Annotated in this window: 19 protein-coding genes and 1 tRNA gene; 16 read left to right on the plus strand and 4 right to left on the minus strand. The window is 69.4% G+C overall.

Features of this window, described 5'->3' with window-relative positions; translation table 11 throughout:
• The first annotated feature begins 16 nt into the window (after window positions 1-16).
• The 4 genes from ABZS29_RS21790 to ABZS29_RS21805 all read left to right on the plus strand — a co-directional run bounded on the left by ABZS29_RS21790 (window position 17) and on the right by ABZS29_RS21805 (window position 3268).
• Window positions 17-1531 carry a hypothetical protein gene (locus ABZS29_RS21790; protein WP_355464092.1) on the plus strand — a complete coding sequence of 505 codons (1515 nt, stop codon included), beginning with the start codon at window positions 17-19 and terminating at the stop codon, window positions 1529-1531.
• Between the two features lie 9 nt (window positions 1532-1540).
• Entirely contained in the window at window positions 1541-2308 is a 768-nt protein-coding gene (locus ABZS29_RS21795) for a sialidase family protein (protein ID WP_355464093.1), read from the plus strand.
• 54 nt (window positions 2309-2362) lie between these two features.
• Window positions 2363-2436: transfer RNA gene (locus ABZS29_RS21800), tRNA-Pro, on the plus strand.
• 259 nt (window positions 2437-2695) lie between these two features.
• Window positions 2696-3268, plus strand: a complete 573-nt coding sequence (locus ABZS29_RS21805; RefSeq protein ID WP_355464094.1) for a group I intron-associated PD-(D/E)XK endonuclease — start codon at window positions 2696-2698, stop codon at window positions 3266-3268.
• 17 nt (window positions 3269-3285) lie between these two features.
• Here the strand turns inward: ABZS29_RS21805 and ABZS29_RS21810 are convergent, their stop codons facing one another.
• Both ABZS29_RS21810 and ABZS29_RS21815 read right to left on the minus strand, forming a co-directional pair.
• Window positions 3286-5457, minus strand: coding sequence for an MMPL family transporter (locus tag ABZS29_RS21810; protein ID WP_355464095.1), 2172 nt, complete (start codon window positions 5455-5457; stop codon window positions 3286-3288).
• 85 nt (window positions 5458-5542) lie between these two features.
• Window positions 5543-6085 carry a helix-turn-helix domain-containing protein gene (locus ABZS29_RS21815; protein WP_355464096.1) on the minus strand — a complete coding sequence of 181 codons (543 nt, stop codon included), beginning with the start codon at window positions 6083-6085 and terminating at the stop codon, window positions 5543-5545.
• Between the two features lie 118 nt (window positions 6086-6203).
• Here ABZS29_RS21815 and ABZS29_RS21820 point away from each other — a divergent pair, with 118 nt between their 5' ends.
• Window positions 6204-6809 carry a hypothetical protein gene (locus ABZS29_RS21820; RefSeq protein WP_355464097.1) on the plus strand — a complete coding sequence of 202 codons (606 nt, stop codon included), beginning with the start codon at window positions 6204-6206 and terminating at the stop codon, window positions 6807-6809.
• 26 nt (window positions 6810-6835) lie between these two features.
• A complete protein-coding gene (locus ABZS29_RS21825; RefSeq protein ID WP_355464098.1) occupies window positions 6836-7195 on the plus strand; it encodes a hypothetical protein in 360 nt (119 codons plus the stop codon).
• Between the two features lie 51 nt (window positions 7196-7246).
• On the opposite strand, the gene ABZS29_RS21830 is transcribed toward ABZS29_RS21825, so the two are convergent.
• Window positions 7247-7906 carry an MBL fold metallo-hydrolase gene (locus ABZS29_RS21830; protein ID WP_355464099.1) on the minus strand — a complete coding sequence of 220 codons (660 nt, stop codon included), beginning with the start codon at window positions 7904-7906 and terminating at the stop codon, window positions 7247-7249.
• 214 nt (window positions 7907-8120) lie between these two features.
• Between ABZS29_RS21830 and uvrA the strand changes: the two genes are divergently transcribed.
• The 8 genes from uvrA (at window position 8121) to ABZS29_RS21870 (ending at window position 19869) form a co-directional block, all read left to right on the plus strand.
• Window positions 8121-11204, plus strand: coding sequence for an excinuclease ABC subunit UvrA (gene uvrA, locus ABZS29_RS21835; protein WP_355464100.1), 3084 nt, complete (start codon window positions 8121-8123; stop codon window positions 11202-11204).
• Window positions 11205-11390: 186 nt separating this feature from the next.
• Complete coding sequence (locus ABZS29_RS21840) at window positions 11391-11711, plus strand: hypothetical protein (protein WP_355464101.1); 321 nt, start codon at window positions 11391-11393, stop codon at window positions 11709-11711.
• A 19-nt stretch (window positions 11712-11730) separates the two neighbouring features.
• The gene (locus ABZS29_RS21845; RefSeq protein ID WP_355464102.1) at window positions 11731-12036 is read left to right on the plus strand and encodes a hypothetical protein; all 306 of its coding nucleotides are present in this window, start codon (window positions 11731-11733) and stop codon (window positions 12034-12036) included.
• Window positions 12037-12115: 79 nt separating this feature from the next.
• Window positions 12116-12496 carry a DUF6507 family protein gene (locus ABZS29_RS21850; RefSeq protein WP_355464103.1) on the plus strand — a complete coding sequence of 127 codons (381 nt, stop codon included), beginning with the start codon at window positions 12116-12118 and terminating at the stop codon, window positions 12494-12496.
• The gene (locus ABZS29_RS21855) at window positions 12493-12804 is read left to right on the plus strand and encodes a hypothetical protein (RefSeq protein WP_355464104.1); all 312 of its coding nucleotides are present in this window, start codon (window positions 12493-12495) and stop codon (window positions 12802-12804) included. The genes ABZS29_RS21850 and ABZS29_RS21855 overlap by 4 nt, the downstream gene beginning before the upstream one ends.
• A 70-nt stretch (window positions 12805-12874) precedes the next feature.
• A complete protein-coding gene (locus tag ABZS29_RS21860) occupies window positions 12875-19108 on the plus strand; it encodes a toxin glutamine deamidase domain-containing protein (protein WP_355464105.1) in 6234 nt (2077 codons plus the stop codon).
• The gene (locus ABZS29_RS21865; protein ID WP_355464106.1) at window positions 19108-19593 is read left to right on the plus strand and encodes a hypothetical protein; all 486 of its coding nucleotides are present in this window, start codon (window positions 19108-19110) and stop codon (window positions 19591-19593) included. The genes ABZS29_RS21860 and ABZS29_RS21865 overlap by 1 nt, the downstream gene beginning before the upstream one ends.
• 3 nt (window positions 19594-19596) lie before the next feature.
• Window positions 19597-19869 (plus strand): hypothetical protein, encoded by a 273-nt coding sequence (locus ABZS29_RS21870; RefSeq protein WP_355464107.1) that lies wholly within the window; start codon window positions 19597-19599, stop codon window positions 19867-19869.
• Here the strand turns inward: ABZS29_RS21870 and ABZS29_RS21875 are convergent.
• Window positions 19847-20755, minus strand: a complete 909-nt coding sequence (locus tag ABZS29_RS21875; protein ID WP_355464108.1) for a hypothetical protein — start codon at window positions 20753-20755, stop codon at window positions 19847-19849. The two genes, ABZS29_RS21870 and ABZS29_RS21875, sit on opposite strands and share 23 nt — an antisense overlap.
• A gap of 167 nt (window positions 20756-20922) precedes the next feature.
• Between ABZS29_RS21875 and eccCa the strand changes: the two genes are divergently transcribed.
• Both eccCa and ABZS29_RS21885 read left to right on the plus strand, forming a co-directional pair.
• Window positions 20923-24885, plus strand: coding sequence for a type VII secretion protein EccCa (eccCa, locus tag ABZS29_RS21880; protein ID WP_355464109.1), 3963 nt, complete (start codon window positions 20923-20925; stop codon window positions 24883-24885).
• Complete coding sequence (locus ABZS29_RS21885) at window positions 24882-25268, plus strand: hypothetical protein (protein WP_355464110.1); 387 nt, start codon at window positions 24882-24884, stop codon at window positions 25266-25268. Before eccCa ends, ABZS29_RS21885 begins: the two co-directional genes overlap by 4 nt.

A 25268-nucleotide genomic window follows, 5' to 3' on the forward strand; every position in this document is an offset into this window, starting at 1 on the left:
TCCTCGGAGGCCGCCCATGCAGAAGCTTGCGCTCGCCCTTGCCCTCGTAGCCGCGCCGCTCGTCGTCCTGCCGTCTTCATCGGCTGCTGCCGACGCGGTCGGCGTCGTCCGCAGCTACGAGGTGGAGCCGGTCGGCGGTGTGCCGTCCGGCTGTACGACGCCCGCCGGAAAAGGCGCCGCGGTCGTCCGCTCAGAACGCGGCGCTCAGGGCAGTGAGCGCTCTCTGCTCGTGAACGACGCGTCCACGACCTCGCACACCGTGGTCGTGTGTCCGCTCGATCCGGCGCCGAGTACGTCGCTGTCGTTCGCGGTCTATCCGGCGAGTCTGCCGAACGGCTTCCTGGTCAGCCTGCAGGGCCGCTGGCAAGGAGGTGCACTCGGGACGATCTACCACCTGAACGTGCTGCCGAGCGGCGCGATCCAGTGGTACGACGGTGCGCGGTGGACGCCGTTCGCGTCGGCCGGGACGGTTCCAATAGGGGCCTGGAGCAACATTCGGGTCGAGGCCGGAAGCCAGTCGGCGCAGGTGTTTGTGGGGGACCAGTCGGTTGGTTCCGTGGGGCGGGCCGGCACGGCGGGCGTCCTTGAGCTGAGCAGCTACCAGTTCGCCAGCAACGGCACGGTGCCGCAGGGTGATCGGGTCTTCGTCGACGACGTGCGCACCACGGCCGGCCGCGGCTTCGAGTCCGAGGCGGTCGACGCCGTACCGGCTGGTTGCGTGACACCCGAGGGCAAGGCTCCCGCTGTCGTGAGCGCATTGCGCGGGAACACCGGCGCTCGCTCGCTGCGGTTGAACGATCGGGCCACCGACCGGCAGACGGTGATTTCCTGCCCAGCGGTTCCGCAGCGGGGGATCGATCTCACGTTTGCCGCCTATCCGCTCGCACTGGCGAACGGCTTCCTGGTGTCGCTCCGCGGTCACTTCGAGGGGCAGACCGAGCAGCAGGTCGTCTTCCATCTCGCGATCCAGTCCGACGGCAGCCTGCGCTGGTACGACGGTGCTGCGTGGACGACCGTGAGCCCGCCGGGCGCCGTACAGGTCGGGGCGTGGAACCAGTTGGGCGTGCGGGTGGCGGCTGACCAGGAAGAGGTCCAGCTGACCGTGAACGGTGTGCGGCAGTTAGCCGGTGGGCCGTGGGGGATGCGGCGGGTCACTGACATCACCGGCTTCGACCTGTCCAGCAACGGCACCGCGCCGGCCGGGGACGAGGTGTTCATCGACGACATCACCGGGCTGGCGGCTCCCGCCGTACAGCCGCCGGGAGCGCTCTCCGTCGGAGATCCCGTCACGATCGAGCAGGCGGACGGGTCGCTGCTGCAGATGCCGCACGCGTCGACGAACACCGGTACCGAGACCCTCGTGACGTATGCCGCCCACGCGGACGCGACCAATAGCACCGGCACGCGCTTCGCCACGTCTGCCGACCAGGGGAGCAGTTGGCGTCGCGAGGACGCGCGCAACCCGATGCCGAACGAGCAGTCCTACAACCTGACCACACTGCGGAACGGCGACGTACTGGCGCTCTCGTAGCACACGTATATGCGGACCGGGAACCGCAGCGCCGACGTGGAAACCAAGCTCTCACACGACGGCGGCAAGACCTGGGACCCGGTACGCGTCGGCGCGATGACCACGCCGGTATTGATGAAGCCGATCAGCTCCACCAGCAGTAGACCCGGCCGCACGATGGGCGGCTTCGTCCTCGTCCACAGCGTCGTCGAGGATCCGGACGGCACCATGTACCTGTCGGCGTACGGGTACTACGACGGCGACACCCGCTACCGCCAGCTCATCCTGCGCTCCACCGACGGGGGCCTGAACTGGTCGACCCAGGGCACCGTCGCCTACAACGGCACCCAGCCCGGAGAAGGCTTCTGCGAAGCCGGCATCCAGCGCGTCGCCGACGGCTCCCTGCTGGCCGTCATGCGCACCGGCTGGTACCTGAACATGTACGTCGCCCGCTCCACCGACAACGGCCGCACCTGGTCGGCCCCCACCGTCCTGAAGTCGTCCGACGGCGTATCCACCATCGGCGTCTACCCGAGCATGGTCCTGATGCCCGACAACCGACTCGTGCTCTACTACGGCCGCCCCGGCCAGTCCGTCATGATCTCCGACGACGGCAGCGGCCGCACCTGGTCCCCACCCACCTACGTCGACTACCGCAACAGCGCCAACGGCAGCCTCGTCGCCACCAGCTCCACCACGCTCCTCGCCTTCGGCGACCGAGGCGCCAACTGGTCCGTCAACAAACCCTCCACAGCAGCCGTCTGGTCCCGAACCATCACCCTCCCACCCCGTTCATAGGCACCCCTCGACATGGGGTATGGTTCTTCCTGCTCGGTTCTTCGGAGCGAGCATCGGGCCGTGGCGTAGTTTGGTAACGCGTTCGGCTGGGGGCCGAAAGATCGCAGGTTCAAATCCTGTCGGCCCGACCCCCACGAGAGGGGCACCGATTCTGTCGGTGCCCCTCTTTACATTCTCCCCATGAACACTCTGGGGGATCGACGCAGGTGGACGGACGACGACCTTTGCTCGGCCATCAAGAACAATCACTCCTGGCGAGCTGTCGCACGTGCGCTAGATCTGAAAGACACGTCAGCAGGTGTGATCAGGACCCTGAAGCGGCACGCGGCCCGGCTCGGGCTGGACTCGGCTCACTTCACAGGACAACGGCTGTGGTCCGATCGCCAGTTGCGGCAAGCGGTGCCGTCGGCAAGTTGTTGGGCCGACGTGCTACAGGCGCTCGACATCACTGACGACCGTTCGAGTCGGACACGCATCAAGGGACACGCGGTCCGGTTGGGTCTGAACTTCACGCACTTCACGGCGCCCCGAGAACCGGCTTCCGACGCGGAGCTGTTCAATGAGCCGGCTCGGTTGGAGGCCCTGCGGTATGCAGCGTCATCGGTCGCCATGGCCTGGTTCACGCTGCGCGGCTGCGCCGTGGCGTTGCCGATCGAGCCCCAGGAGTACGACCTGCTGGTCACCACGAGCAAAGGTGTCCAGCGCGTCCAGGTCAAGACATGTGCCGCGCGCAACAGCAAGGGGTACTGGGGCGTGGGCATCGGGCGCCGTCCCTACATGCTCGACAAATCCGCGAGCAAGATGCCGTACGACCCGGACACCATCGATCTGTTCTTCATCCTGCTGGGCGACGGCAGCATCTACCTCATACCGAGTTCGGTGGTGGCCGGGCGGAAATCCATCTCCGCCGAGAGCTACGCGCCGTACCGGGTGGGGGACGCCTCGAGCCTGTTGCACTGAGGCGCCCCCGCATCGACTCAGTGGACGTCGACCAGCTCCCGGTCGGGCTTCGGCTCGACGCGGAGCGACTCGCCTTCGATGTCGACGTTCGGGGTGATCCGGTCGAGCCACTTCGGGAACCACCACGCGGCCTTGCCGAGCAGGCTGAGGACGGCCGGTACGAGCGTCATCCGGACGATGAAGGCGTCGATCAGGACGCCGATCGTGAGGCCGAAGCCGATCGCCTTGATCACCGGGTCGTGGACCAGGATGAAGCCGGCGAAGACGGAGGCCATGATGAGCGCGGCGGCGGTGACGACGCGGGCGCCGTGGCCGAGGCCTTCGACGGTGGCGGGGGTGGCGGCCTTGCCGTGCACGAACTCCTCGCGGACGCGGGAGACGATGAAGACCTCGTAGTCCATCGCGAGCCCGAACAGGATGCCCATCATGATGATCGGCAGGAAGCTCACCATCGGGCCGGGGCTGTCGATGCCGAACAGGCCGGCCAGGTGGCCCTCCTGGAAGACGCCGACGGTGATCCCGAAGGTCGCGCCGATCGTGAGGACGAAGCCGAGTGTCGCCTTCAGCGGGACCAGGATGGAGCGGAAGGCCAGCAGCAGGAGCAGGAACGACAGTCCGACGATGAGGCCGAGATAGATCGGCAGTGCGTCGGTCAGCTTCTGCGAGACGTCGACGCCGACCGCGGTGTTACCGGTGACCGAGATCGTCGCGCCGTCGGTGGCCAGCGGCTTGACGGTGGTGCGCAGGCTCTTCACGAGGTCGGTGGTCGCCTCGGAAGCGGGTCCGCTCTTCGGGATGACCTGCAGCAGCCGCGTCTTGCCGTCCGGGCTGGCGGCCGCGGGCTGCGCCGCGATGACGTCCGGCAGGGCCGGTGCCTTGGCCAGGATCTGCTCGACGACCGCGTTCGAGGTGGCCGGGTCGTTGCTCTTCACAACGACGATCAGCGGACCGTTGGCGCCAGGCCCGAAGGCCTCGGCGGTGAGGTCATAGGCGACCCGCTGATGTGATCCGGCCGCGGCCGAGGCTCCGTCCGGGAGAGCGAGCTGCATGTCCTTCACCGGGATCGCCAGCAGGCCCAGTCCGACGATGCCGACAGCAACAATCGGAACACGGAAGCGGGTGACGAACCGGCCCCACCGGAAGCCGAAGCCTTCGGCCGGAGCGACCTCGGCCGGCGCCTTGCGGAGCTTGCGCGGCAGCACCCGGTTGCCGACGAAACCGAGCATCGCGGGCAGGAGCGTGAGCGCCACCAGTACGGCGGTTAGGACAGTAGCGGCCGCCGCGATCCCCATCGCGGTCAGGAACGGTACGCCGACCACCGACAACCCGGCCAGCGCGATCACAACGGTCGCCCCGGCGAACAGTACGGCGGAACCGGCGGTCGCGGTCGCCCGAGCCACCGACTCCTCAGCGTCCATCCCCGCCGCCAGCTGGGCGCGGTGCCGCGAGCTGATAAACAACGCGTAGTCGATGCCGACCGCTAGACCCAGCATCAGCGCCAGGATCGGGCCGGTCGAAGACACGTCGGTGAACGCGGTCACGATGAACAGCCCGGCCATCCCGGCCAGTACGCCGAGCAGCGCGGTCAGCAGCGTCATTCCGGCCGCGACGAGCGAGCCGAAGGTGATCACCAGCACGAGCGCGGCGACGACGACGCCGATCACCTCGGTCGCACCGAGCTCCGGCACACCGCCCACGATCTGGCCACCCGGTACCACCTGCAGGTCACCGTTGCTGAGTCCGGACAGGCCGTCGTACCCCTCGGTGCTTGCCTTGCTGAGCTCGTCGGCCGGCTTCGCGAACTGGACGCTGATCAGGCCGGTCCGCCCGTCCGGACTGATCGCCTTGCTGGCGAACGGGTCGATGGCCGCGACCACCTCGGGTACCTTCGCCGCCTTGGCGACGGTCGCGCCCACGGCGGCCTTCACGGCCGGGTCGGCCAGCGTCTTGCCGTCCGGCGCCTTGACCACGACGGTCGCCGACGCGCCGCTGGCGGCCGGCAGGTCGCTCTTGAGGGCGTCGAGCGCGCGCTGCGACTCGGTGCCGGGGATCGAGAAGGTGTTCGTGGTCGACCCGCCGAGGGCCAGCGCACCGACCCCGAGCGCGACGATGATCACCGCCCAGATCGCGGCGACCAGCCGCCGGCGCTGATAGGAGAACCGGCCGAGCCGGTACAAGAGGTTGGCCATCGCTGGGGCTTCCGTTTCTGACGTGCGGGCAGAAGCCGGCCGCCCGTCGTACCGCGGCAGGCCGGTGAATCAGGTGGAGCGGGTTTCAGTTGGGTCTGAGCAGGCGGCGCAGGGCGATGTCGCAGAGCCGGCGCATCTCGTCGTCGGTCCGCTCACCGGGGCGCCGGCACGCACCGAGCAGCCCGTTGATGGCGAACCCGGCGAGATCCAGCTCCAGCGGCTCGTCCGACCCGGCCATGAACCGCTGCATCCGGATACCGTCGGCCACCAGCTGCGCGAACTCCGGCATCTCCTCGATGACCGGAATGAGCTCCTGCAAAACGTCGATCACGCCGCGGTAGTGGACGGCCATCTCCGTGAACCGGCCGATCGTGTACTCCTGCGCCTCGTCCGGCGCCAGCTGCTCCGCCGCAGCGACCAGCTCAGCCAGATCGGCCCCGGCCGGCTCCAGCACCGCCGCCAGTACTGCCGGCTTGCCGTTGAAGTGGTAGAGCACGGTCGCCTTCGAACAACCGGCCGCCGACGCGATGTCCTGCAACGACACCGCGCCGTACCCCCGGTCCTGGAACAGCCGCATCGCCTGCCGCACGATCTCGTGCCGCGTGCGCTCGCGGGCCGGTGTAGTCACGCTCTCATCATCCTGACCGATCGGCCAGTTTTCAACCGATCGGTCAGGAATGTGCTTGGCGTCACGAAAATCGGAGGCGTCCGGGACGCGAGCGCGGCACACTCGCCAGGTGATCTCCATGCAGCCCGTTCTCGAGCTCACCGGCCCCTACGGCTTCGATCTCTGGCCGGTCGCCGCGTCGGGACCAGACGACTGGTTCCCGCTCAGCGGCGAACTCACACCGCTCGAAGTCGGTACGGCGGTCTGGCGCGTCGTGGACTACAACGACGGTCCCGAGGGTGCTGCTCGTCCTGCTGATCCCCTCGATGCCTTCCTCTACGGGATGCTCACGGCGGACCTGCCCGTGGTGGCCGGCGGTCTGCGGGTCGTCGACGATTCCACTGGTACGACGTTCGTGCCCGGCTGCTGCGACGGGTTGGAAGACTGGCGTGAGTGGCGGCGGCTGTTCAGCGCCGGCGGCCGGATCCACTACGGTCACCCGCCCGTGTCGCCGCTGGCGGAGCGCCGCGGCGACGGGATCCTGCTCACGGTCGATGCCGAACAGGACGGCAGCCCCACGATCGAGCTGACCGACGCCGAGCTGACCCGGATGCTCGCCGGAGTCGAACGCGATCTGACCGACTTCCTGGCGCTCGTAGTCGCGTGGGCCCCTCAGCACCTGCCTGGACGGGAAGCGGCGGTCACCAATGCCATCGCCCAAGTGCTCGACCTGCCGGCGCCCTAGTCGGCCGGTTGGCCAATACTGAACGCATGCCCCAAATCACCGTCGAGTACTCCGAATCCCTGGCCGAAGTCTTCGACCGCCAGGCCTTCGCCCTGGCCCTCCACCCCGCCGCCGCCGACCTCATCAGCAGCACGGTCCCCGGCTTCAAAACCCGCTTCGTCCGCCTCGACGAAGCCGTCATCGGCGCCGGCGACCCCGCCGACGCCATGGTCCACGTCAGCATCGCCCTCCTGCCCGGCCGCGACGCAGCCCTCAAGGACCGCCTCGCCGACCTGACCCTCACCACGCTCCGCGACCACGTGAAGTTCACCCCGGACCTCAACACCCAACTAACCGTCGAGATCCGCGACCTCGCGACGTACCACAAGCAGACCGTCGACCGGTGAGACGGCCGCACCAGGCGCAGTACGCCGTCTCTCGCGGGTGCAGGTGATAGTTCACCAGCCGCGTTCGCGCCATTCGGCGAGGTGGGGGCGCTCGGTGCCGAGGGTGGTGTCGGCGCCGTGGCCGGGGTAGACCCAGGTCTCGTCGGGGAGGGTGCCGAAGAGTTTGGTCTCGACGTCGTTGAGGAGGGACTCGAAGCGCGCCGGGTCCTTCTCGGTGTTGCCGACGCCACCGGGGAAGAGGCAGTCGCCGGTGAAGACGTGCGGGGCGCCGTCGGGGTCGTCGTACACGAGGGCGATGGAGCCGGGGGTGTGGCCGACCAGGTGGACGACGCGCAGGCGGCAGTCGCCGACGGAGATCTGGTCGCCCTCGTCGACGAGCTGGTCGGTCGGTACGTCGATGCCCTCGGCGTCGAAGCGGCCGACGACGGTGGTGGCGCCGGTGCGGGCGACGACCTCGGCGAGCGCCTGCCAGTGGTCGCCGTGGTGGTGGGTGGTGACGATCCGGGCCAGGCCGCCGTCGCCGATCAGGGTGAGCAGCGTGCTCGCGTCGTTGGCGGCGTCGATCAGGACCTGCTCGTCGGTCTGCCGGCAGCGCAGCAGGTAGGCGTTGTTGTTCATCGGGCCGACGGCGACCTTGGTGATCATCAGCTTGGCCAGCTCGTGGGTCTGGGCGGGCCCGCCGACCTCGACGTTTCCTTGGTACTGCGGCATACGGGTGCTCCCTGGAATCTCGATGGGTACTCGATCCTCGCACTGCCCCGATTTGCACGGAAGGCCGGTTCCGATCGAATATACTTTCGAAACGGTTGCTCCGCTCAGCACCGGAAGGCCCTGAGATCTGCTGCCGGAAGTTTTTGTCGGTGGGCCTCGTTAGCATCATCGGGGCATGCCCCGGATCCCCTCGAGAACGTCTGAGAGTGAGCTTGTGTCTGACCGTCTGATCGTGCGCGGAGCACGTGAGCACAACCTGAAGGACGTCTCCGTCGACCTGCCCCGGGACGCGATGATCGTCTTCACCGGGCTGTCGGGGTCCGGGAAGTCCAGCCTGGCCTTCGACACGATCTTCGCCGAGGGCCAGCGGCGCTACGTCGAGTCGCTCTCGGCGTACGCGCGCCAGTTCCTCGGCCAGATGGACAAACCCGACGTGGACTTCATCGAGGGGCTGTCACCGGCCGTCTCGATCGATCAGAAGTCGACCTCGCGCAACCCGCGCTCGACGGTCGGCACGATCACCGAGGTCTACGACTACCTGCGGCTGCTGTTCGCCCGGGCCGGCCGGCCGCACTGCCCCGAGTGCGGCGAGGCGATCGCGCGGCAGACCCCGCAGCAGATCGTCGACCGCGTCCTCGAGCTGGAGGAGGGTGTCCGCTTCCAGGTGCTCGCCCCGGTCGTCCGCGGCCGCAAGGGGGAGTATCTCGATCTCTTCCGCCAGCTCAGTGGCCAGGGCTTCTCCCGGGCCCGGGTGGACGGCGAGATCATCCAGCTCACCGAGCCGCCGAAGCTCGACAAGCAGAAGAAGCACACCATCGAGGTGGTCGTCGACCGGCTCGCGGTGAAGGGCTCGGCCAAGCAGCGGCTGACCGACTCGGTCGAGACCGCGCTGAACCTGGCCGGCGGCCTGGTCCTGCTCGACTTCGTCGACCTGGACGAGAAGGACCCGCACCGCGAGCGCCGGTTCTCCGAGAAGCTCGCCTGCCCCAACGACCACCCGCTGGCGATCGACGAGCTCGAACCGCGGTCGTTCTCGTTCAACTCGCCGTACGGCGCCTGCCCGGTCTGCACCGGTCTCGGCACCCGGATGGAGGTGGACCCGGAGCTGCTGGTCCCCGACCCGGAGAAGTCGCTCGACGAGGGTGCCATCCAGCCCTGGTCCGGGGCGAACGTCTCGCAGTACTTCGAGCGTCTGCTCGCGGCCCTGGCCAAGGACCTCAAGATCAAGACCAGTACACCGTTCGCCGAGCTGCCGGCAAAGGCGAAGAAGTCGCTCCTGACCGGGCACGACAAGCAGGTGCACGTCTCCTACCAGAACCGGTACGGGCGTGAGCGCTCCTACTACACGACCTTCGAAGGCGTCATCCCGTACGTCGAGCGCCGGCACGCCGAGGCGTCCAGCGAGACCGGCCGGGAGCGCTTCGAGGAGTACATGCGCGAGGTGCCGTGCCTGGCCTGCAACGGCGCCCGGCTGAAGCCGATCTCGCTGGCGGTCACCCTCGGCGGCAAGAACATCGCCGAGGTCAGCGCGATGTCGATCGACGAGGTGCACGACTTCCTGCGCGGGATGGAGCTGTCGCCGCGCGAGAAGCAGATCGCCGAGCGGGTGGTGAAGGAGATTGGCGAGCGGCTGCGGTTCCTGCTCGACGTCGGTCTGGACTACCTGGCGCTGAGCCGGCCGGCGGGATCGCTGTCCGGCGGTGAGGCGCAGCGGATCCGGCTCGCGACCCAGATCGGCTCCGGCCTGGTCGGCGTCCTGTATGTCCTCGACGAGCCGTCGATCGGTCTGCACCAGCGCGACAACCGGCGGCTGATCGACACCCTGGTCCGGCTCAAGGAGCTGGGCAACACGCTGATCGTCGTCGAGCACGACGAGGACACGATCGACCACGCCGACTGGGTCGTCGACATCGGCCCGGGCGCGGGGGAGCACGGCGGTCAGGTCGTCGTCTCCGGCACGGTCGAGGACCTGCGCAACCACCCGGACTCGATCACCGGCGCCTATGTGTCCGGCCGCAAGGAGATCCCGATCCCCGCGGTCCGCCGGCCGCTCACCGAGGGCCGCGAGCTCACGGTGTACGGCGCTCGCCAGAACAACCTGCAGGATCTCGACGTGACGATCCCGCTCGGGGTCTTCGTCGCGGTCACCGGTGTGTCGGGCTCGGGCAAGTCGACGCTGGTGAACGACATCCTCTACACGTCGCTGGCCCGCCAGATCTACGGCGCCCGCACGGTGCCCGGCCGGCACACGAAGATCTCCGGGATGGACCAGGTCGACAAGGTCATCCACGTCGACCAGTCACCGATCGGGCGGACCCCGCGGTCGAACCCGGCGACGTACACGGGAGTCTGGGACCACGTCCGCAAGCTGTTCGCGGAGACGCCGGAGGCGAAGGTTCGCGGCTACCTGCAGGGCCGGTTCTCGTTCAACGTGAAGGGCGGCCGCTGCGAGGCCTGCTCCGGTGACGGCACGCTGAAGATCGAGATGAACTTCCTGCCGGACGTCTACGTCCCGTGCGAGGTGTGTCACGGCGCGCGCTACAACCGCGAGACGCTCGAGGTGCACTACAAGGGCAAGACGGTCGCGGACGTGCTGGACATGCCGATCGAAGAGGCGGCGGAGTTCTTCGCCGCGATCCCGGCGATCTCGCGGCACCTGACCACGCTGGTCGAGGTCGGCCTGGGCTACGTCCGGCTCGGGCAGCCGGCCCCGACCCTGTCCGGTGGTGAGGCGCAGCGGGTCAAGCTGGCCTCCGAGCTGCAGCGCCGCTCGACCGGCCGCACGGTCTACGTGCTGGACGAGCCGACGACCGGTCTGCACTTCGAGGACATTCGCAAGCTGCTCGGCGTGCTCAACGGCCTGGTCGACAAGGGCAACTCGGTGCTGGTCATCGAGCACAACCTCGACGTGATCAAGACCGCCGACTGGATCATCGACCTCGGTCCGGACGGCGGCCGTCGCGGCGGCACGCTGGTCGCCCAGGGAACACCGGAGGAGGTCGCGGCGACGCCCGAGTCCTACACCGGCGAGTTCCTGCGCGAGATCCTGGCGGGCCGCGCCGCCAAGCCCAGCGCCAAGGTGCAGGCCGCGGCAGCGAAGGCCCTCCCGGCCAAGAAGACCGCGGCGAAGAAGGTGGCGGCGAAGAAGGTGGCGGCGAAGACAGGTGCCGCCAAGCCGGTTGCTGCCAAGAAGACCGCGGCGGCAACCAAGGCAACGGCGGTGAAGACCGCCACGAAGACCGCGGCGAAGAAGGCCCCGGCCAAGAAGACCGCGGCCCGGAAGCGCGCCGCCGGCTGACGCCTGGCCGGTGACCCCGCGACCCGTCCGGAGCTGCTCCGGGCGGGTCGTTCGCGTTGGCGGATAGTTGCCGTGGCCAACAGTTCGGCCGGGGGGAACCGGATGACCCGGGTCTCCGTCTATCGTGACGGTGCGGCGCGAACCTCGATCGAAGGAGATGCAGTGGGCGACGGAAACCGTTGGAAGATGGGCTCGGACACCCTGAGTGACCTGGCCAAGAAGACGGGCGGCAACACCCAGGACCTCGGTGGTCTGGTGAAGCGCCTGGTCGCGGCGGCACAGCCGCTGGAAGGCCAGATGAGCGGCGCCGGCAAGCAGATGTTCGACAACTTCAAGCAGAACGTCGACGGCATCGCCGCCGACCTGAACGCCGGACTCGCGGCGATCAACAAGGGTCAGTCCGGGATGGACGCCGCGTTCCGTGAGGGTGAGCAGAACCTCGCGCAGAACGCGAAGAAGGCCCAGGGCGCCGCGGACTTCGACGCGGCCAAGTTCGGTAAGCACTGAGAGCGGGGAGAGAGCAAGCATGGGTAACACGAACGCCTACGACAGCGGCGCCTCCGGGCAGGTCCAGTCGAATCTCTCCGGCCTGGCCGCGCAGATCCAGACCCTGATCGAGGGCCACCGCAAGAATGTCGCGGCGGCGCTCGCGGACGCGTCGGCGACCAAGGTCACCGACGAGTACCGCCAGGTCGAGGCCCGGTTCAACAAGGCCGCCGACGCGACGATGGGCCTGATCAAGTCGCTCGAAGGCGTCATGAAGGCCAACGACGGCACCGCGTCGGAGACCATCGCCAAGGCCAGCAGCGCCGTCTCCGGCATCAACGGCTGACCGTACCGACCGTCGTACCGGGTCCCGGGCGTTCCGTTCGCGGGCGCGCCCGGGCCTGCGGTTGTGCCGAGGAGCGCATGTGAACGCGAAGTGGAACATCAATGTCGAGGGCGTCAGCGAGGTGCTGACCAAGACCTCCACGGCGGCCGAGCCGTTCAACGCCCTGACCAAGACGTACGGCGACAACCTGAACAACCTCCAGGTCGCGCTGAAGTGGGACATCTTCACCGTGGTCGCGGTCGCCATCGGCGAGTACGGGCAGCACTGGAACCCGACGCTGCAGGCGGCCGGGAACCAGGTCAACGCCTCCCTGCTGGGTGCGTCGAACGCGGTCAAGGCCTACATGGCCGGTCAGGAAGAGATGGCCGCCAACGCACAGCGGCAAGCGGCCAACGGCTACGTGCCGCCGGAGCCGGGAAGTGAACCGCCGCCGAGCAGTGGAAGGAACCGGGCCGAATGACCGAGGAGTTCGGATCCGACCTGTCCCAGCAGACCCCGCCCCCGGTTGAGCCGACAGCCGCCGATCCGTGGCTCGAGGCCCGGACGCGACTGGCCGAGTGGCTGACCGCGCAGACGCCGGACGACCCCGAGCTGGCGGCGACGCCGGATGACCTGGCCGGCTGGGACGTGCGCGAGCAGGACGAGTTCCTGCTGTTCATCCCGCCGGGCTACGCCAACCAGATCTACCTGGTCGGCGAGCGCGGGATCAGCGTCTTCGCCCCGAGCCAGACCCGGCTCGAGGACGCGCTGGCCAGCGCCCGCGCCTGATCCCGTACGCCGGACCGCGCCGTACCGCCGCACGACCCGTCGACCACACGTGACCGAGGACTGAACTGACATGATCAAGCCGGATGGCATCCCGATCGCACCGCTGAACAACCTCGTGCTGTCGCTCGAGTCCAATGTGAAGCCGTTGAGCGCGCTCGGCCAGCAGTTCGTCGACCTCGGTAACAACGTGCACAACACGTTCCAGGGACTGAACGGCTGCTACGAGGCGCCGGAGCGTGAGCTGCTGGTCAACTCGACGCAGAAGATCCAGAAGAACCTGAGCGAGTTCGGGCCGAGCCTGCCGGCGATGGCGCAGCACCTGGACCACCTGGCGGGGGAGGCCCGCGCGCGCCTGGACAAGCTGAAGGACATCCGCCGCCAGGCGCTCGAGTGGCACCAGAAGAAGAACGGCAATCCGGACTGGCAGAACGATCAGATGATGATCGACTGGAACAACCGGATGGTCGACGACGTGCACCGGATCATGAAGGAGGAGTTCCCGACTCTCTGCTTCGACACCGCGAACGCGATCGTCCGGCTGCACGGCGGCAAGGCCTGGGACCCCAAGACCGGTGTCCGCGAAGGTGACAAGCCGAAGGAAGAGCCGAAGCAGGAGGGTGACCCGCCGGAGGAGCCGTGGGGTACCCACGAGGAGCGGGACAAGCCGCTGTGGCAGGACGTCCTGGAGTTCCCGGTCAACGCCCTCGTCGGGGTCGCCCAGGTGCTCGGTGAGACCGTCGAGGGTCTGCTCACGCTGATCCCGATCCTGCCGGCGATCGCGTCGATCCCGACGGTCCGCGACTGGGTCAAGAACAACCTGTGGGGCTGGGACATGCCCACCTGGGAGGACGCCGGCAACGCCTGGAAGGGCGTCGGGCAACTCGCGGCGCACCTGGCCTTCGCCCCACTCGAGCTGGTGGCCTGGGGCGCCGAGAAGATGTTCGGTCTCGAGCGGCCGCAGTTCGTCAAGGACCTCGGCGAGAACGGCGTCGCGATGCTCAAGGGCTTCGTCGCCTGGGACGAGTGGTCGAAGAACCCGGGCAAGGCGTTCGGCATGGCGCTGACGAACATCGTCAGCACGGTCGGTACGTTCGGCGCCGGTGGCGCGATCAAGGCAGCGGCGACCGCCGGCAAGCTCGGCGTCGCGAGCGCCGCCGTGGTCAAGGTGGTGAAGATCGCCGACGTCGCGAAGGGTTTGAAGGTCGGCCTGCACGACTCGGCGCTGGCCGCGGTGTCGAAGATTCCGAAGGTCGGCGCGGTCGTCGACGGTCTGGCGAAGATCCCGATCGTCGGCGAGAACTTCAAGATGCAGGGCGTGCCGAAGGTGCACGCCGACGTACCGGGTGTGGGCGGGCACGACGTCCCGAACGCGAAGGTCGACACCCCGACGTCGACCCCGCACGTCGACGCACCGGACATCCACAGCATCGACACGCCCAGTACGCCGGTCACGCACGACCCGATGCCGTCGTCCCACCAGGGCTCGCCGGATGTGCCGGGTACGTCGCACACGCCGGATACGCCGGACGCGCCGAGCCAGACGCATACTCCGGACGCGCCGAGCCAGACCCACACGCCGGACGCTCCGAACACCCCCAGCTCGCCGACGACCCCGCAGACGCCGAACTCGCCGAGCAATCCGACGACGCCGAACTCTCCGACGCCGTCGCACACGCCGGATGCGCCGAGCCAGGCGCATACGCCTGGGACGCCGCAGACGCCGAACACCCCGACGACCTCGCACACGCCGACCCAGACGCACACCCCGGACGCGCCCACTCAGGCGCAGACGCCGGAGGCGCCGAGCCAGACGCACACGCCCGGGTCGCCGACGTCGACACACACTCCGAGCTCCACGCACACCCCGAGCTCGACGCACACCCCAGAGTTGCGGTCGCTCGACGACATGCCCGGCACGCACACGCCCGGTACCAATACTCCAAGCACGCACACGCCGGGCACGAACACGCCGGGCACGAACACGCCCAGCACCCACACGCCGGGCACGAACACGCCCAGCACCCACACGCCGGGCATCAACACACCGAGCACTCCGGCGGCGCACGCGCAGGGCACGCACACGCCCAACTCGCCGAACGTGCCGGACTCGCCCCACACGCCGAACAGCCCGAACGCCCCGCACACCCCGGACGCACCGCGTACCCCGGACGCACCGCGTACCCCGGACGCACCGCGTACCCCGGACGTGACTCCGGCCAGGGCGGCGGACCCGGTCACGCCGATCATGCCGATGCACCCCGGTACGCCGATGCATCCCGGCGCCCCACACACCCCGGACGCACCGCGCACGCCCGGTACTCCGCGCACCCCGGACACCACACCTGGTACGCCACGGCAGTCGATCCCGGACCGGCTCGCGGGCAAAGAGCCGACCATCCCGGAGCGCCTGGCCGGCGACCCGGTCCCGCGTACGCCGCGGCAGTCCATCCCCGACCGTCTGGCCGGCAAGGAGCCGAGCATCGGCGAGCGTCTCGACGGCGTCGAGCCGGTCCGCGGCCGCACCCCGGAACCGAACACTCCGCCCACGCCGCGGCAGTCCATCCCGGACCGTCTGGCCGGCAAGGAGCCGACGATCGGCGAGCGTCTCGACGGCGTCGAGCCGGTGCGCGGCCGCACCCCGGAACCGAACGCCCCGCGCGTGGACGACCCCAACGCACCCACCACACCCGGCCGCACTCCCGACAATGCCCGCACTCCCGACAACGCGCGTACGCCGGACAACGCGCGTACGCCGGACAACGCGCGTACGCCGGACAACCCGCGCACGCGGGAACCGGAGCGGGATCCGATCACCGGGCGCCGGATCGAGCGCGAGCCGGACTACCGTGATCCGAGCGGGCTGAACGACACACCTGCTTGGCGTCGTGAGCCTGGCTACGCACCGCACCACGGGCCGGACGACCACCTGTACTCGCGCCCGCACGACCCGGGCACCGAGCCGCCGCGGCTGGCGCACGACCCGAACAAGCCGCACGACGCGGGCAACGACCCGAAGTACGACAGTCCGCTCGAGCGGCAGAAGCTCATCGACGAGATGAAGCCGGAGTACATGCGGCCGGCGCCGAACAAGCCGCGGACCACCGTGGACTCGTTCAGCCACATCCACCCGGACCCGCGGGACCCGCGGGCCGGTGAGCTCGCGCAGAAGGTCGGCGACAACCCGGTCCGGAACGCACCGGACTGGGTGCACAAGCTCAACCCGGACAACGCCAAGTCGCTGCACTACGGCATGAACTGCCCCGACGTCTCGCGGGCTATCTGCGAGATCTTCAACGGCGAGCAGCCGCGGCTGGCCGCCGGGAACAAGTTCAAGAGCGGTGAGCACCCCGACACCACCCTGGAGTGGATGGGGCTGGACGACGTACCGCCGGGCTACAAGGTTGGGCGGCACCCGCAGCAGCCGCCGGGTCCGCAGTTCAACGAGCAGGCGTTCCAGCGGGTCCGCGACGCGCTGAAGGACCGCCCGCCCGGCACGCACGCCAACATCGGCGTCAACTACACCGGTGGCGGCGGTCACCGCTTCACGGCGTACGTCGACGAGTTCGGCAACATGAAGTGGATGGACGGTCAGCCGTCGGCCAATGCACGCCGGTACCCGGATGGGAGTCCGGAGCAGCGGGCGGTGATCGAGAAGGAGATGATCAAGGACAGCCACCGGCCGCCGGTGGAGTCCGATCTCGACTACCTCGACTTCAGCGTGCGCGAGCCCGGCGGGACGTGGGAAGGCATCCCGCGCAGCCCCGACACTCCGCCGGCCTCGCAACGGCAGCTCCCGCCGGAGAACCAGCGTCCGCTGTCGCACGGCAGCGACCCGGTCTCGTCGCGCCTCACCCCGGAAACCCCTGGTACGCCGACGCATGCCGGCCAGCCCGAGGCAGGGCCCCAATGGGACCCGTCCCGCCTGGACGGCCCCGCGCGGCCAACCCACGCCGACGCAGCGCCGGCGGGGCAGCAGTCCTTGGCTGACAGGCTCAGTCCCGGACGCTCGGAGAACCCGCAGCCGCCCACGCATACACCTGAGTCGGAGGCCCAGCCGCGAACGCCTGAGCCGGAGGTCCGCGACCGCCTCACTCCGGAGCAGCCCCGGACCCCGGAGCAGCCCCGGACCCCGGAGCACGCGCCGGAGTCCATCCGCGACGCGCTCGACGGCGACTCGCATCTCACCTCCCGACCGGGTGAGCAGCCGACGCCCCACCGCCCGACTGGCGACCAGCCCACCAACCCGAACACCACTCCGGACGGGCGCCAGTTGAGCGACGTACTGGACGGGATCGACGAGCCCCGCTCGCCGATCGCTGACCGCATGGCCGGCAACCGCCCGCCCACCGAAGGCATCCGCCGCACCGAGTGGCAACAACTCACCCCGCACACACCCGAGGCACACACCCCGCCCGCGCCGCACACCCCAGAAACACCCGCGGCACCGCACACGCCGGAAGCGCCCGCGGCACCACGCACGCCAGATGCTCCCCGTACGCCGGATGCTCCGCACACGCCGGATGCAGACGCGCCGACGGCTCCGCATGCACCTGAGGCGCACGTCCCGGGGCGTCAGCCGGATGCACCGCAACAGCCGGTGGATCCGTTTGCTCGGCGTACGGGTGATCTGAACGACGGGCCCGGGCATCGGGTGGACCCGGATGCGACGCAGCGGATCCCGCAGGAGACCATCCGGAACGCGGACGCGCGCGTCGGGCATCAGCCGGACGCACCGCGTCAGCCTGAGCATCTGAATCAACCGCATCAGCCGGAGCAGCCGGCGGATCCGTTTGCCCGGCGGACGGGTGATCTGAACGACGGACCTGCACACCGTGCGGATCCTGATGCGACGCAGCGGGTGTCCGCCGACACCGTTCGCGCCGCGGACTCGCGGGCGCCGCATCAGCCGGAGGCGCCGCGTCAGCCGGAGACGCGTCAGCCGACGCATGCCGACGGGGACGCGGCGAAGAAGTTCCTCGAGGACTCCAACGCCGACTTCTACCCCGAGGACTACGGGTTCCAGCCGTCGAACAAGGTTCGGCGGTCGGACCAGCACACGATGGAGAAGTACGAGGCCGAGTGTGACGACTTCGCTCGGCGGGCGACACCTGCCGAGGCGCAAGCCATGGATCTGATGACCGCCAACGAGTACGCCGCGATCAATCGGGCGATGCACAAGGGGCACTCGGTCGACGATCTGCCGGACCTGATGCGGAAGGACCCGAACAGTGGTCTGACCGAGCGGTCGATCCAGGTGGCGCGCGACGTCGAGAGCTTGATCCGGAAGGCGCCGCTCGCGGAGACGCCTCGCACCGTGTACCGCGGGGTGCGGGCGCCGCGGGGGATGAAGAAGGATGACCTGCTCCAGTGGGCGAAGGACGAGTTCGGGCTGGGGAAGCCGAAGGAGTTCGGCGGAATCCAGCACACGACGATCGATCCGAAGGTGGCGACGCGGTTCACCGAGTCGAACAACCGGGTCGGGGTGGTGTTCGAGGTGCACACCCGGAAGGGGGCGCCGGTCGGGAAGATGAGTTCGCGCGAGCTGTCCGAGGGCGAGTACCTGTTGCCGGCCAAGGAGCGGCTGGTGCCGGTCGGGATCAGCGAGAAGGTGAAGTTCGAGTCGTCGTGGCGTGACCAGCACGGCAACCCGCGGACGACCGAGGAGATCGTCGTCCACATGGTCGATGCCGACGACCTGGACCACTACTTCCCGGGTGGTCTGCCGGAGCACCTCGCCGGTCCGCACGCCGGTACGCCGCCTGCTCCGCATCAGGCCGGTACGCCGGACGCCGGCGACTGGCGGCCGGGGGACTCGAAGTTCGGCGCCAGCGACCAGCCGGGCTTCGACCCGGCGTTCCACCACAAGGCGCTCGGCGACCAGTTCCAGCCGGGTGTGCACGACCCGTCCGGGAAGTTCCAGCCGAAGGAGCGGGAGATCGCCGACCGGCTGGAGCAGGAGGGTTTCCGGGTCGACGCGCGGACCGAGGACCACACCAAGCAGCACCTGAAGAACCCCGAGTCGATGGTGCGCACGCATCCGGCCGACGAGGGGCGGATCACCGAGTTCAAGACGCTGAACAGCGGCTCGGCGAACGCGGCCAAGCGCAACATCAACGACGCCAGTGACCAGGTGCCGCCGGACGGCGAGGTGGTCATCGACGGCAGTAAGGTCGGTCTGACCGAGGAGGACGCCTACAAGGCGTACCGCAAGGCGCTCGGCCAGCCGGGCAAGACGGTGGCGGCGACAGTGCGCGTCATCCTCGGCGACGGCCGGCTCGTGACGTACGTGAAGGAGAACAGCTGATGGCCGCGCGGGAGAACATCTTCCTGCTGGCGACGTGGAGCGTCCCGGACGAGGTCAAGGCGCTGGCCGGGATCCTGGGGCTCGAAGCGATCCCGGACACCTCGTCGGCCGGCCCGGACCAGTACGGTCTGCGCGGTCCGGCGCAGACCGTCGAGGGCGGGGTGCTGGGCTACCTGATCCAGCCGAACCTGCACGCCGAGCCCGATCCGGCGCCGGAGGACGTGCAGGCGATCGACGGGTTCCAGATCGAGGTCGACATCTGGCTGGGCAACGACGAGGCCGTCCAGCAGCGCGAGGCGCGGCTGGTCTTCGATCGGCTGGTGGCCGCCCGGCCCGAGACCGGGATGGCGTTGTGCCACGATCTCGACCTGCTCGTGGCCGCGTACCGGCCGGGGTACGGTGTCTTCGACTTCCCGCCGGGGACGACGGTGGACGCCGAGCACGCGGAGCTGTGGCGCGGCTGGGTGCCGGAAGCGAGGAGCTGATCGATGTCGGGCAACTACGGCACCCAGGTCATCGAGTCGGTGGCGGTCCGCCGCCGCCGGCTGCGCGAGGCCTGGCTGTTCGGATCCGACCGGGTCCGCAACTCTCTCAACGAGCAGGTCGGCAAGGTGCTCGCGAGCGTGATGATCGCCGCGGTCATCTGCGCCGGTTTCGCCGGCTACGGCTACTTCAAGACGTCGATGGCCAAGGAGAACCAGAAGCAGCAGCCGGCCAACGGCTCGACGACCGGGCCGGTCAGCCCCCAGCCCAGTCGGTAGGTTTCCGGCCGAACAGGTGCCGCAGCCACGTCCGCCGTGGCTGCGGCTTCAACGCGGCAGGCAGTACCACGCTCGGCGGCGACGCCAGCGTGACCGGAACCTGGACGAGCTGGTCGCCCTGCAGCCAGTACAGGTCGGGGGAGCATTGATCGGGCGCGTCCCGATAGGACTCCGCGATCCAGCGCGCCAGCGCGTCGGCCCGGGCCTGCCCGGCGTCCGCGGGGCAGTAGGCGACCGTGCTCAACCGCGGTACGCCAACCAGTACGCCGGCTCCTCGTGATGCCTGCGGCAACAAGTTCTCCCGGTCGACGATCGCCATCGAGACCAGCGGATCGCCGTCCCGGCTGAGCACGGTGATCCCGTCGTGCTCGACCGGTTCGAGATCCGCGATCTCGGCCAGGCTCAGCTGCACCGGCGACGGCGCGGAGGGATCGCCGAGGCCCAGCATCGATCGCCGGACGACGGTCAGCCGGCGCAGCTCGGATCCGGTCCGGACGAACACGATCACCTCGAAGTGATCACCGAACGGCAGCAACGCGTCGGCGACCGGGCCCGCCGTACGGGCGGACCAGCCGCGCTGGACCAGCAGCGCCCGCTGCCGCTCGCCGACGTCGCCGAAGCGGTGCTCCTCGGTCGCCAGCTCACCCTCCGCGACCAGTGCGCGCAGCCAGGCCTCGATCTGCGCGGCCCACACGTGCTGTGGTAGCTGAAGGCAACGATCGACGATCTCGCCGATCCCGACCACTGCCGACATCTGCAGCGCGCCCCGGCCCCAGCCGATCTCCACGGTCTGCTCAGTGGTGTCCACCACACATCCGGGCAGCCAGATCGGGGCCAGGTCGGCCAGGACCTGAACCACCTCGAACGCCTCACTCGTGCCTGTCATCCCATGACCTCTCCCACCACTAAAGTGTGCCGGGCATCCGTTCGGTACGAAGTACGAATTTCCCCCGCGCAACCGCGGGCTGGTCAGCGGAGGAAACCTTAGTGGCAAGCCGGATCGTGCACCGCCCGGCGCGGCGCACACCTGCACCCGGGGTACAGCAGCAGCGAGTGATCGAGCCTGCGCCCACACTCGGCGGTGGTGGCGGCGGGGGTGGCGGCCAGGCGATGCAGATGCTGCTCCCGATGGTCGGCAGCCTCGGCTCGGTCGCGATGATGACGATGGGCCGCTCCGGCCCGATGGTGATGGTCGGCATCGTGATGCTGGTGCTCACGCTGGTCGGATCGCTGTTCGGCATGCTCGCCGGGCGCGGCCGGGGCGGCAAGGAGCGCAAGTCGAAGCGCACCCAGTACCTGGACTACCTGGAGCGGATGCGGGAGGAGTTCTCGGTTCAGGAGCGCAAGGCGCGTGCGGAGGCGCTGGAGCTGAACCCGCCGCCGGACGCGCTGCTGGACTGTGTGGCGGACGTCTCCCGGCTGTGGGAGCGACGCCGGACCGACAGCGACTTCCTGCAGCCGCGCTGCGGCAGTGGCCGGGTGCCGGTGGTGCCTGCCGTCGTCGGGCAGTCCGGCTCGGCCATGGAGCCGCCGGACCAGTTCATGATGGCCGAGGCCAACGCTCTGGTACGCCGGTTCACCCTGATCCCGGACATGCCGCTGACGATCCCGCTGGACCACGTGGGCAACGTCAGCATCGTCGGTGACCGGGCAGGCGTCGTACGGGTGGCCAGGGCGCTGCTCGTGCAGACCGCCGTGTTCCACGCGCCGGAGGACGTCAAGCTGGCAGCCTGCTACCCGCCGAACGCCCTGAACGAGTGGCAGTGGATGAGCTGGCTGCCGCACGTCCAGGACCCGGACCTGCGGCAGGGGCCGACGCCGTACCGGCGGATCGCCGACAGCCCGCGCAAGCTGGCGCAGATGCTGTCCGGTGACCTGGCCAAGCGCGTCCAGTGGGCGACCGAGTCGCGGCGCGGTTCGGTGGACTTCGCGGACCGCCGCCGGCTGACCCAGCGGCTGCTGGTGCTGCACGACACGTACGGCGACGTGGCCGCCGAGGTGCGCCCGCAGGCGGACGACTCGCTGGTGCCGGGGGAGCTCGGCGTGACCGTGCTGCACCTGGTCGCCGACCGGGTCCAGGAGCCGAGCCAGGTGACCATGCGGATCACCGTGTACGGCGACGACGTCCGGGTCGAGGATCTGCGCGGACCGTACCCGATCGCCGCCAGCGGGCAGGTCGACCACCTGGACGCGGCGGTCGCCGAAGGTGTGGCCCGGGAGCTCGCCCCGCTGCGGCTGTCGGCGGAGTCGCTCGAGGAGGACGCCACCCTCGAGAACGTCGACTTCATGGGCCTGCTGAACATCGACGACGTCGCCAAGCTCGACTTCGACAGGCTGTGGCAGCCACGCCCGGACCGCGCCTTCCTGCGGGTCCCGCTGGGTGTGGACGACAGCGGTGCGACCACACTGATCGATCTGAAGGAGTCGGCCCAGCTCGGTATGGGTCCGCACGGTCTGATCATCGGTGCGACCGGTTCGGGTAAGTCCGAGGTGCTGCGGACGATGGTGCTCGCACTGTTGTCCACCCACACGCCTGAGGACCTGGCGCTGGTCCTGGTCGACTTCAAGGGCGGTGCGACCTTCGCACCGTTCGAGGGTGTGCCGCACGTGGCCGGCATCATCACCAACCTGCAGGACGACGCGAGCATGATCGAGCGCGCGTACGCCAGCCTCGCGGGTGAGGTGCAGCGCCGCCAGCAGGTGCTGCGCGACGCCGGCAACATCGCGAACATCACCGACTACCGGATGCACCGCGCCCAGCGACCGGACATGCCGCCGCTGCCGCACCTGTTCGTGATCATCGACGAGTTCGGCGAGCTGCTGAACCAGCGGCCGGACTTCATCGACCTGTTCCTCTCGATCGGTCGAATCGGCCGATCGATCGGTGTGCACCTGTTGCTGTCCAGTCAGCGGATCGAGTCCGGTGTCCTGCGCGGTCTCGACACCTATCTGTCCTACCGGCTCGGTCTGCGCACCTTCTCCGAGGAGGAGAGCCGCACCGTCCTGAACACTCCGGACGCGTTCCACCTGCCGCCACTGCCTGGTTTCGGCTTCCTCAAGGTCGACACCAGCGTGTACCAGCGGTTCAAGGCGGCGTACGTCTCGGGTGCCTACACCGCGCCGTCAGCGACGCTCGTCGAAGAGGACGAGGGAGACGGCTTCCAGATGCACGAGCTGCCGCCGTACCAGCTGCTCGAATCGGAGCAGGCTGCGCAGCAGCCGGTCGTGGCCAAGGCCACCGAGCGTACGACGGGTCCGACGATTCTGACCGTGTTCGTCGACCAGGTGCGGAAGGCCGCTCCGTCGGTGCTGCAGATCTGGCTGCCGCCGCTGCCGGTCGCGTGCACGCTGGACGGGCTGGGTGGCCGGGCGGACTTCGTGGAGGGCCGTGGTCTGCAGTTGGCCGCGCAGACGCCGCAGATGCAGCCGCCGATCGCTGTGATCGACGACCCGGCGCACCAGCGCCAGGAGGTGTACCGCCTCGACCTGACCAAGGCGGGTGGTCACGCAGCGATCATCGGTGGTCCGCAGTCCGGCAAGACCACCGCACTACGCACCCTGGTCACGTCGCTGGCCCACACGCACACTCCGGCCGAGGTGGCGATCTACGCCCTCGACCTGGCCGGTGGCGGGATGCAGGCGCTCGCCGGGCTCCCGCACGTGGGTGGCGTCGCGCTGCGCACCGACCGCGAGCGGGTACGGCGGACGGTCGAAGAGATCCGCTCGATGATCGACCACCGGGAGCGCGTCTTCCGCAACCACGGGATCGACACGATGGAGGCGCTGCGCGCCGACCACGCGGCAGGCCGGCTCCCCGAGCTGCCGACGGCGGACGTCGTCCTGGTGGTCGACAACTTCGGTGCACTGCGGACGACATTCGACGAGCTCGAAGAGCCGATGGGCGACATCCTGCAGCGCGGCAGCAGCTACGGCGTCCATGTGGTCGCCGGGCTGATGCGCTGGAACGACGTACGGATGCAGAGCCAGGCCCTGTTCGGGACCATGCTCGAGCTACGGCTCAACGACCCGACCGACTCGAACATCGACCGGCGGCTGCAGGAGGTCCTGCGCAAGTCCGGTCCGGGCCGGATGCTGGTCCCGGGCGGCAAGCTGTTCGCCCAGGTCGCGTTGCCGCGGATCGACGGTGTCGCCTCCGACGAGAACCTGTCGGACATCCTCGAAGGTCAGGCCGTCCAGGCCAGGTCGACCTGGCAGGGCCCGACGGCGCCGCAGATCCGGATCCTGCCGCTGCAGCTGCCGCGGAACCAGGTCGGCGACGACATCCGCGAGCCGGCCGTCGTACCGATCGGTGTGGACGAGCGGGCGCTGGCCCCGGTCTACCTGGACCTGGCCGGCCGGGACAGCAACCTGGTCGTCTTCGGCGACAGCGGCTCGGGCAAGACGAACATCGTCCGGTTGATCGTGCAGCAGCTGATCGAGCGGCACACCTCCGACGAGCTGGTGTTCGCGGTGATGGACCCGCGGCGCGGACTGCGTGAGTACGTCCCCGGCCCGTACGTCGGCGGCTACGCACCGACAGGCCGGATCGCCGGGGGACTGGCGGCCGGTGTGTCGGAAGAGCTCGCCAAGCGGATGCCGGACGATACCGGCAAGGTCCCGGACAGCGGTCAGGGTGGGCCGCGCATCGTCGTACTGGCCGACGACTACGACCTGCTGACCGCGGGCTCGCAGTCGCCGATGGACCCGTTCCTGCCGTACATCGCGGCCGGCCGGGACGTGCGGCTGCACTTCATCGTGACGCGGCGGGCCTCCGGCGCGTCCCGGCAGATGTACGAGCCGTTCCTGTCCGCCGTGATGGAGGCGGGCGCGGCCGGGCTGGTGCTCTCCGGCGACCGCGCCGAAGGCCAGCTCTTCAGCGGCGCTTACCCGGGCGACTACCCGCCCGGACGCGGCATGTTCGTACGCCGTGGTGACGCCGCTCAGCTCGTCCAGACGGCGATGGCCGACCCGGCTCCGGCCCCTGTTACCGAATCCAGCGGAGGAACGACCACATGACCTACGACCTGGTGGCCCTGGTGGACGGTCGCCCGTCCAGCGAGGACGTGCTGGCGGGCCTCGCGGCCGCGGGCGCGGAGCTGGGCGTGCGCGCCGTCAGCGGCGGCGCGGTGGTGCAGCTGTGCGACGACGAGGACCGGCCGCTGGTCTCGATCGAGCTGCCGCTGCTGATCCAGGTGCCCGGCGAGGTCGAGCGGATGCTCGGCGCGGAGGTCGGGACCGTCGACACCCCCGCGTGGTGGGTCGAGATCCGGGCCTCGGCCCTGGAGGGCGCCCGCGAGCTCGCGGAGAAGTTCGCCCGGACCCTGATCGATCGGCTCGGCGGCAAGGTGTGGACACCGGAAGGTGTCGGCATCGCGGCCACCGGCGAGGAGAACCACTGA

Source organism: Kribbella sp. NPDC005582 (genome assembly GCF_040605415.1).
Classification (GTDB): Bacteria; Actinomycetota; Actinomycetes; order Propionibacteriales; family Kribbellaceae; genus Kribbella.

What these genes read in the sequence shown, in the direction of transcription:
- ABZS29_RS21790 (WP_355464092.1), top strand. Translation starts at nt 17, where the DNA reads ATGCAGAAGCTTGCGCTCGCCCTTGCCCTCGTAGCCGCGCCGCTCGTC.
- ABZS29_RS21795 (WP_355464093.1), top strand. Translation starts at nt 1,541, where the DNA reads ATGCGGACCGGGAACCGCAGCGCCGACGTGGAAACCAAGCTCTCACAC.
- ABZS29_RS21810 (WP_355464095.1), bottom strand. Translation starts at nt 5,457, where the DNA reads ATGGCCAACCTCTTGTACCGGCTCGGCCGGTTCTCCTATCAGCGCCGG.
- ABZS29_RS21820 (WP_355464097.1), top strand. Translation starts at nt 6,204, where the DNA reads ATGCAGCCCGTTCTCGAGCTCACCGGCCCCTACGGCTTCGATCTCTGG.
- ABZS29_RS21825 (WP_355464098.1), top strand. Translation starts at nt 6,836, where the DNA reads ATGCCCCAAATCACCGTCGAGTACTCCGAATCCCTGGCCGAAGTCTTC.
- ABZS29_RS21830 (WP_355464099.1), bottom strand. Translation starts at nt 7,906, where the DNA reads ATGCCGCAGTACCAAGGAAACGTCGAGGTCGGCGGGCCCGCCCAGACC.
- ABZS29_RS21840 (WP_355464101.1), top strand. Translation starts at nt 11,391, where the DNA reads ATGGGCTCGGACACCCTGAGTGACCTGGCCAAGAAGACGGGCGGCAAC.
- ABZS29_RS21845 (WP_355464102.1), top strand. Translation starts at nt 11,731, where the DNA reads ATGGGTAACACGAACGCCTACGACAGCGGCGCCTCCGGGCAGGTCCAG.
- ABZS29_RS21855 (WP_355464104.1), top strand. Translation starts at nt 12,493, where the DNA reads ATGACCGAGGAGTTCGGATCCGACCTGTCCCAGCAGACCCCGCCCCCG.
- ABZS29_RS21860 (WP_355464105.1), top strand. Translation starts at nt 12,875, where the DNA reads ATGATCAAGCCGGATGGCATCCCGATCGCACCGCTGAACAACCTCGTG.
- ABZS29_RS21865 (WP_355464106.1), top strand. Translation starts at nt 19,108, where the DNA reads ATGGCCGCGCGGGAGAACATCTTCCTGCTGGCGACGTGGAGCGTCCCG.
- ABZS29_RS21870 (WP_355464107.1), top strand. Translation starts at nt 19,597, where the DNA reads ATGTCGGGCAACTACGGCACCCAGGTCATCGAGTCGGTGGCGGTCCGC.
- ABZS29_RS21875 (WP_355464108.1), bottom strand. Translation starts at nt 20,755, where the DNA reads ATGACAGGCACGAGTGAGGCGTTCGAGGTGGTTCAGGTCCTGGCCGAC.
- ABZS29_RS21885 (WP_355464110.1), top strand. Translation starts at nt 24,882, where the DNA reads ATGACCTACGACCTGGTGGCCCTGGTGGACGGTCGCCCGTCCAGCGAG.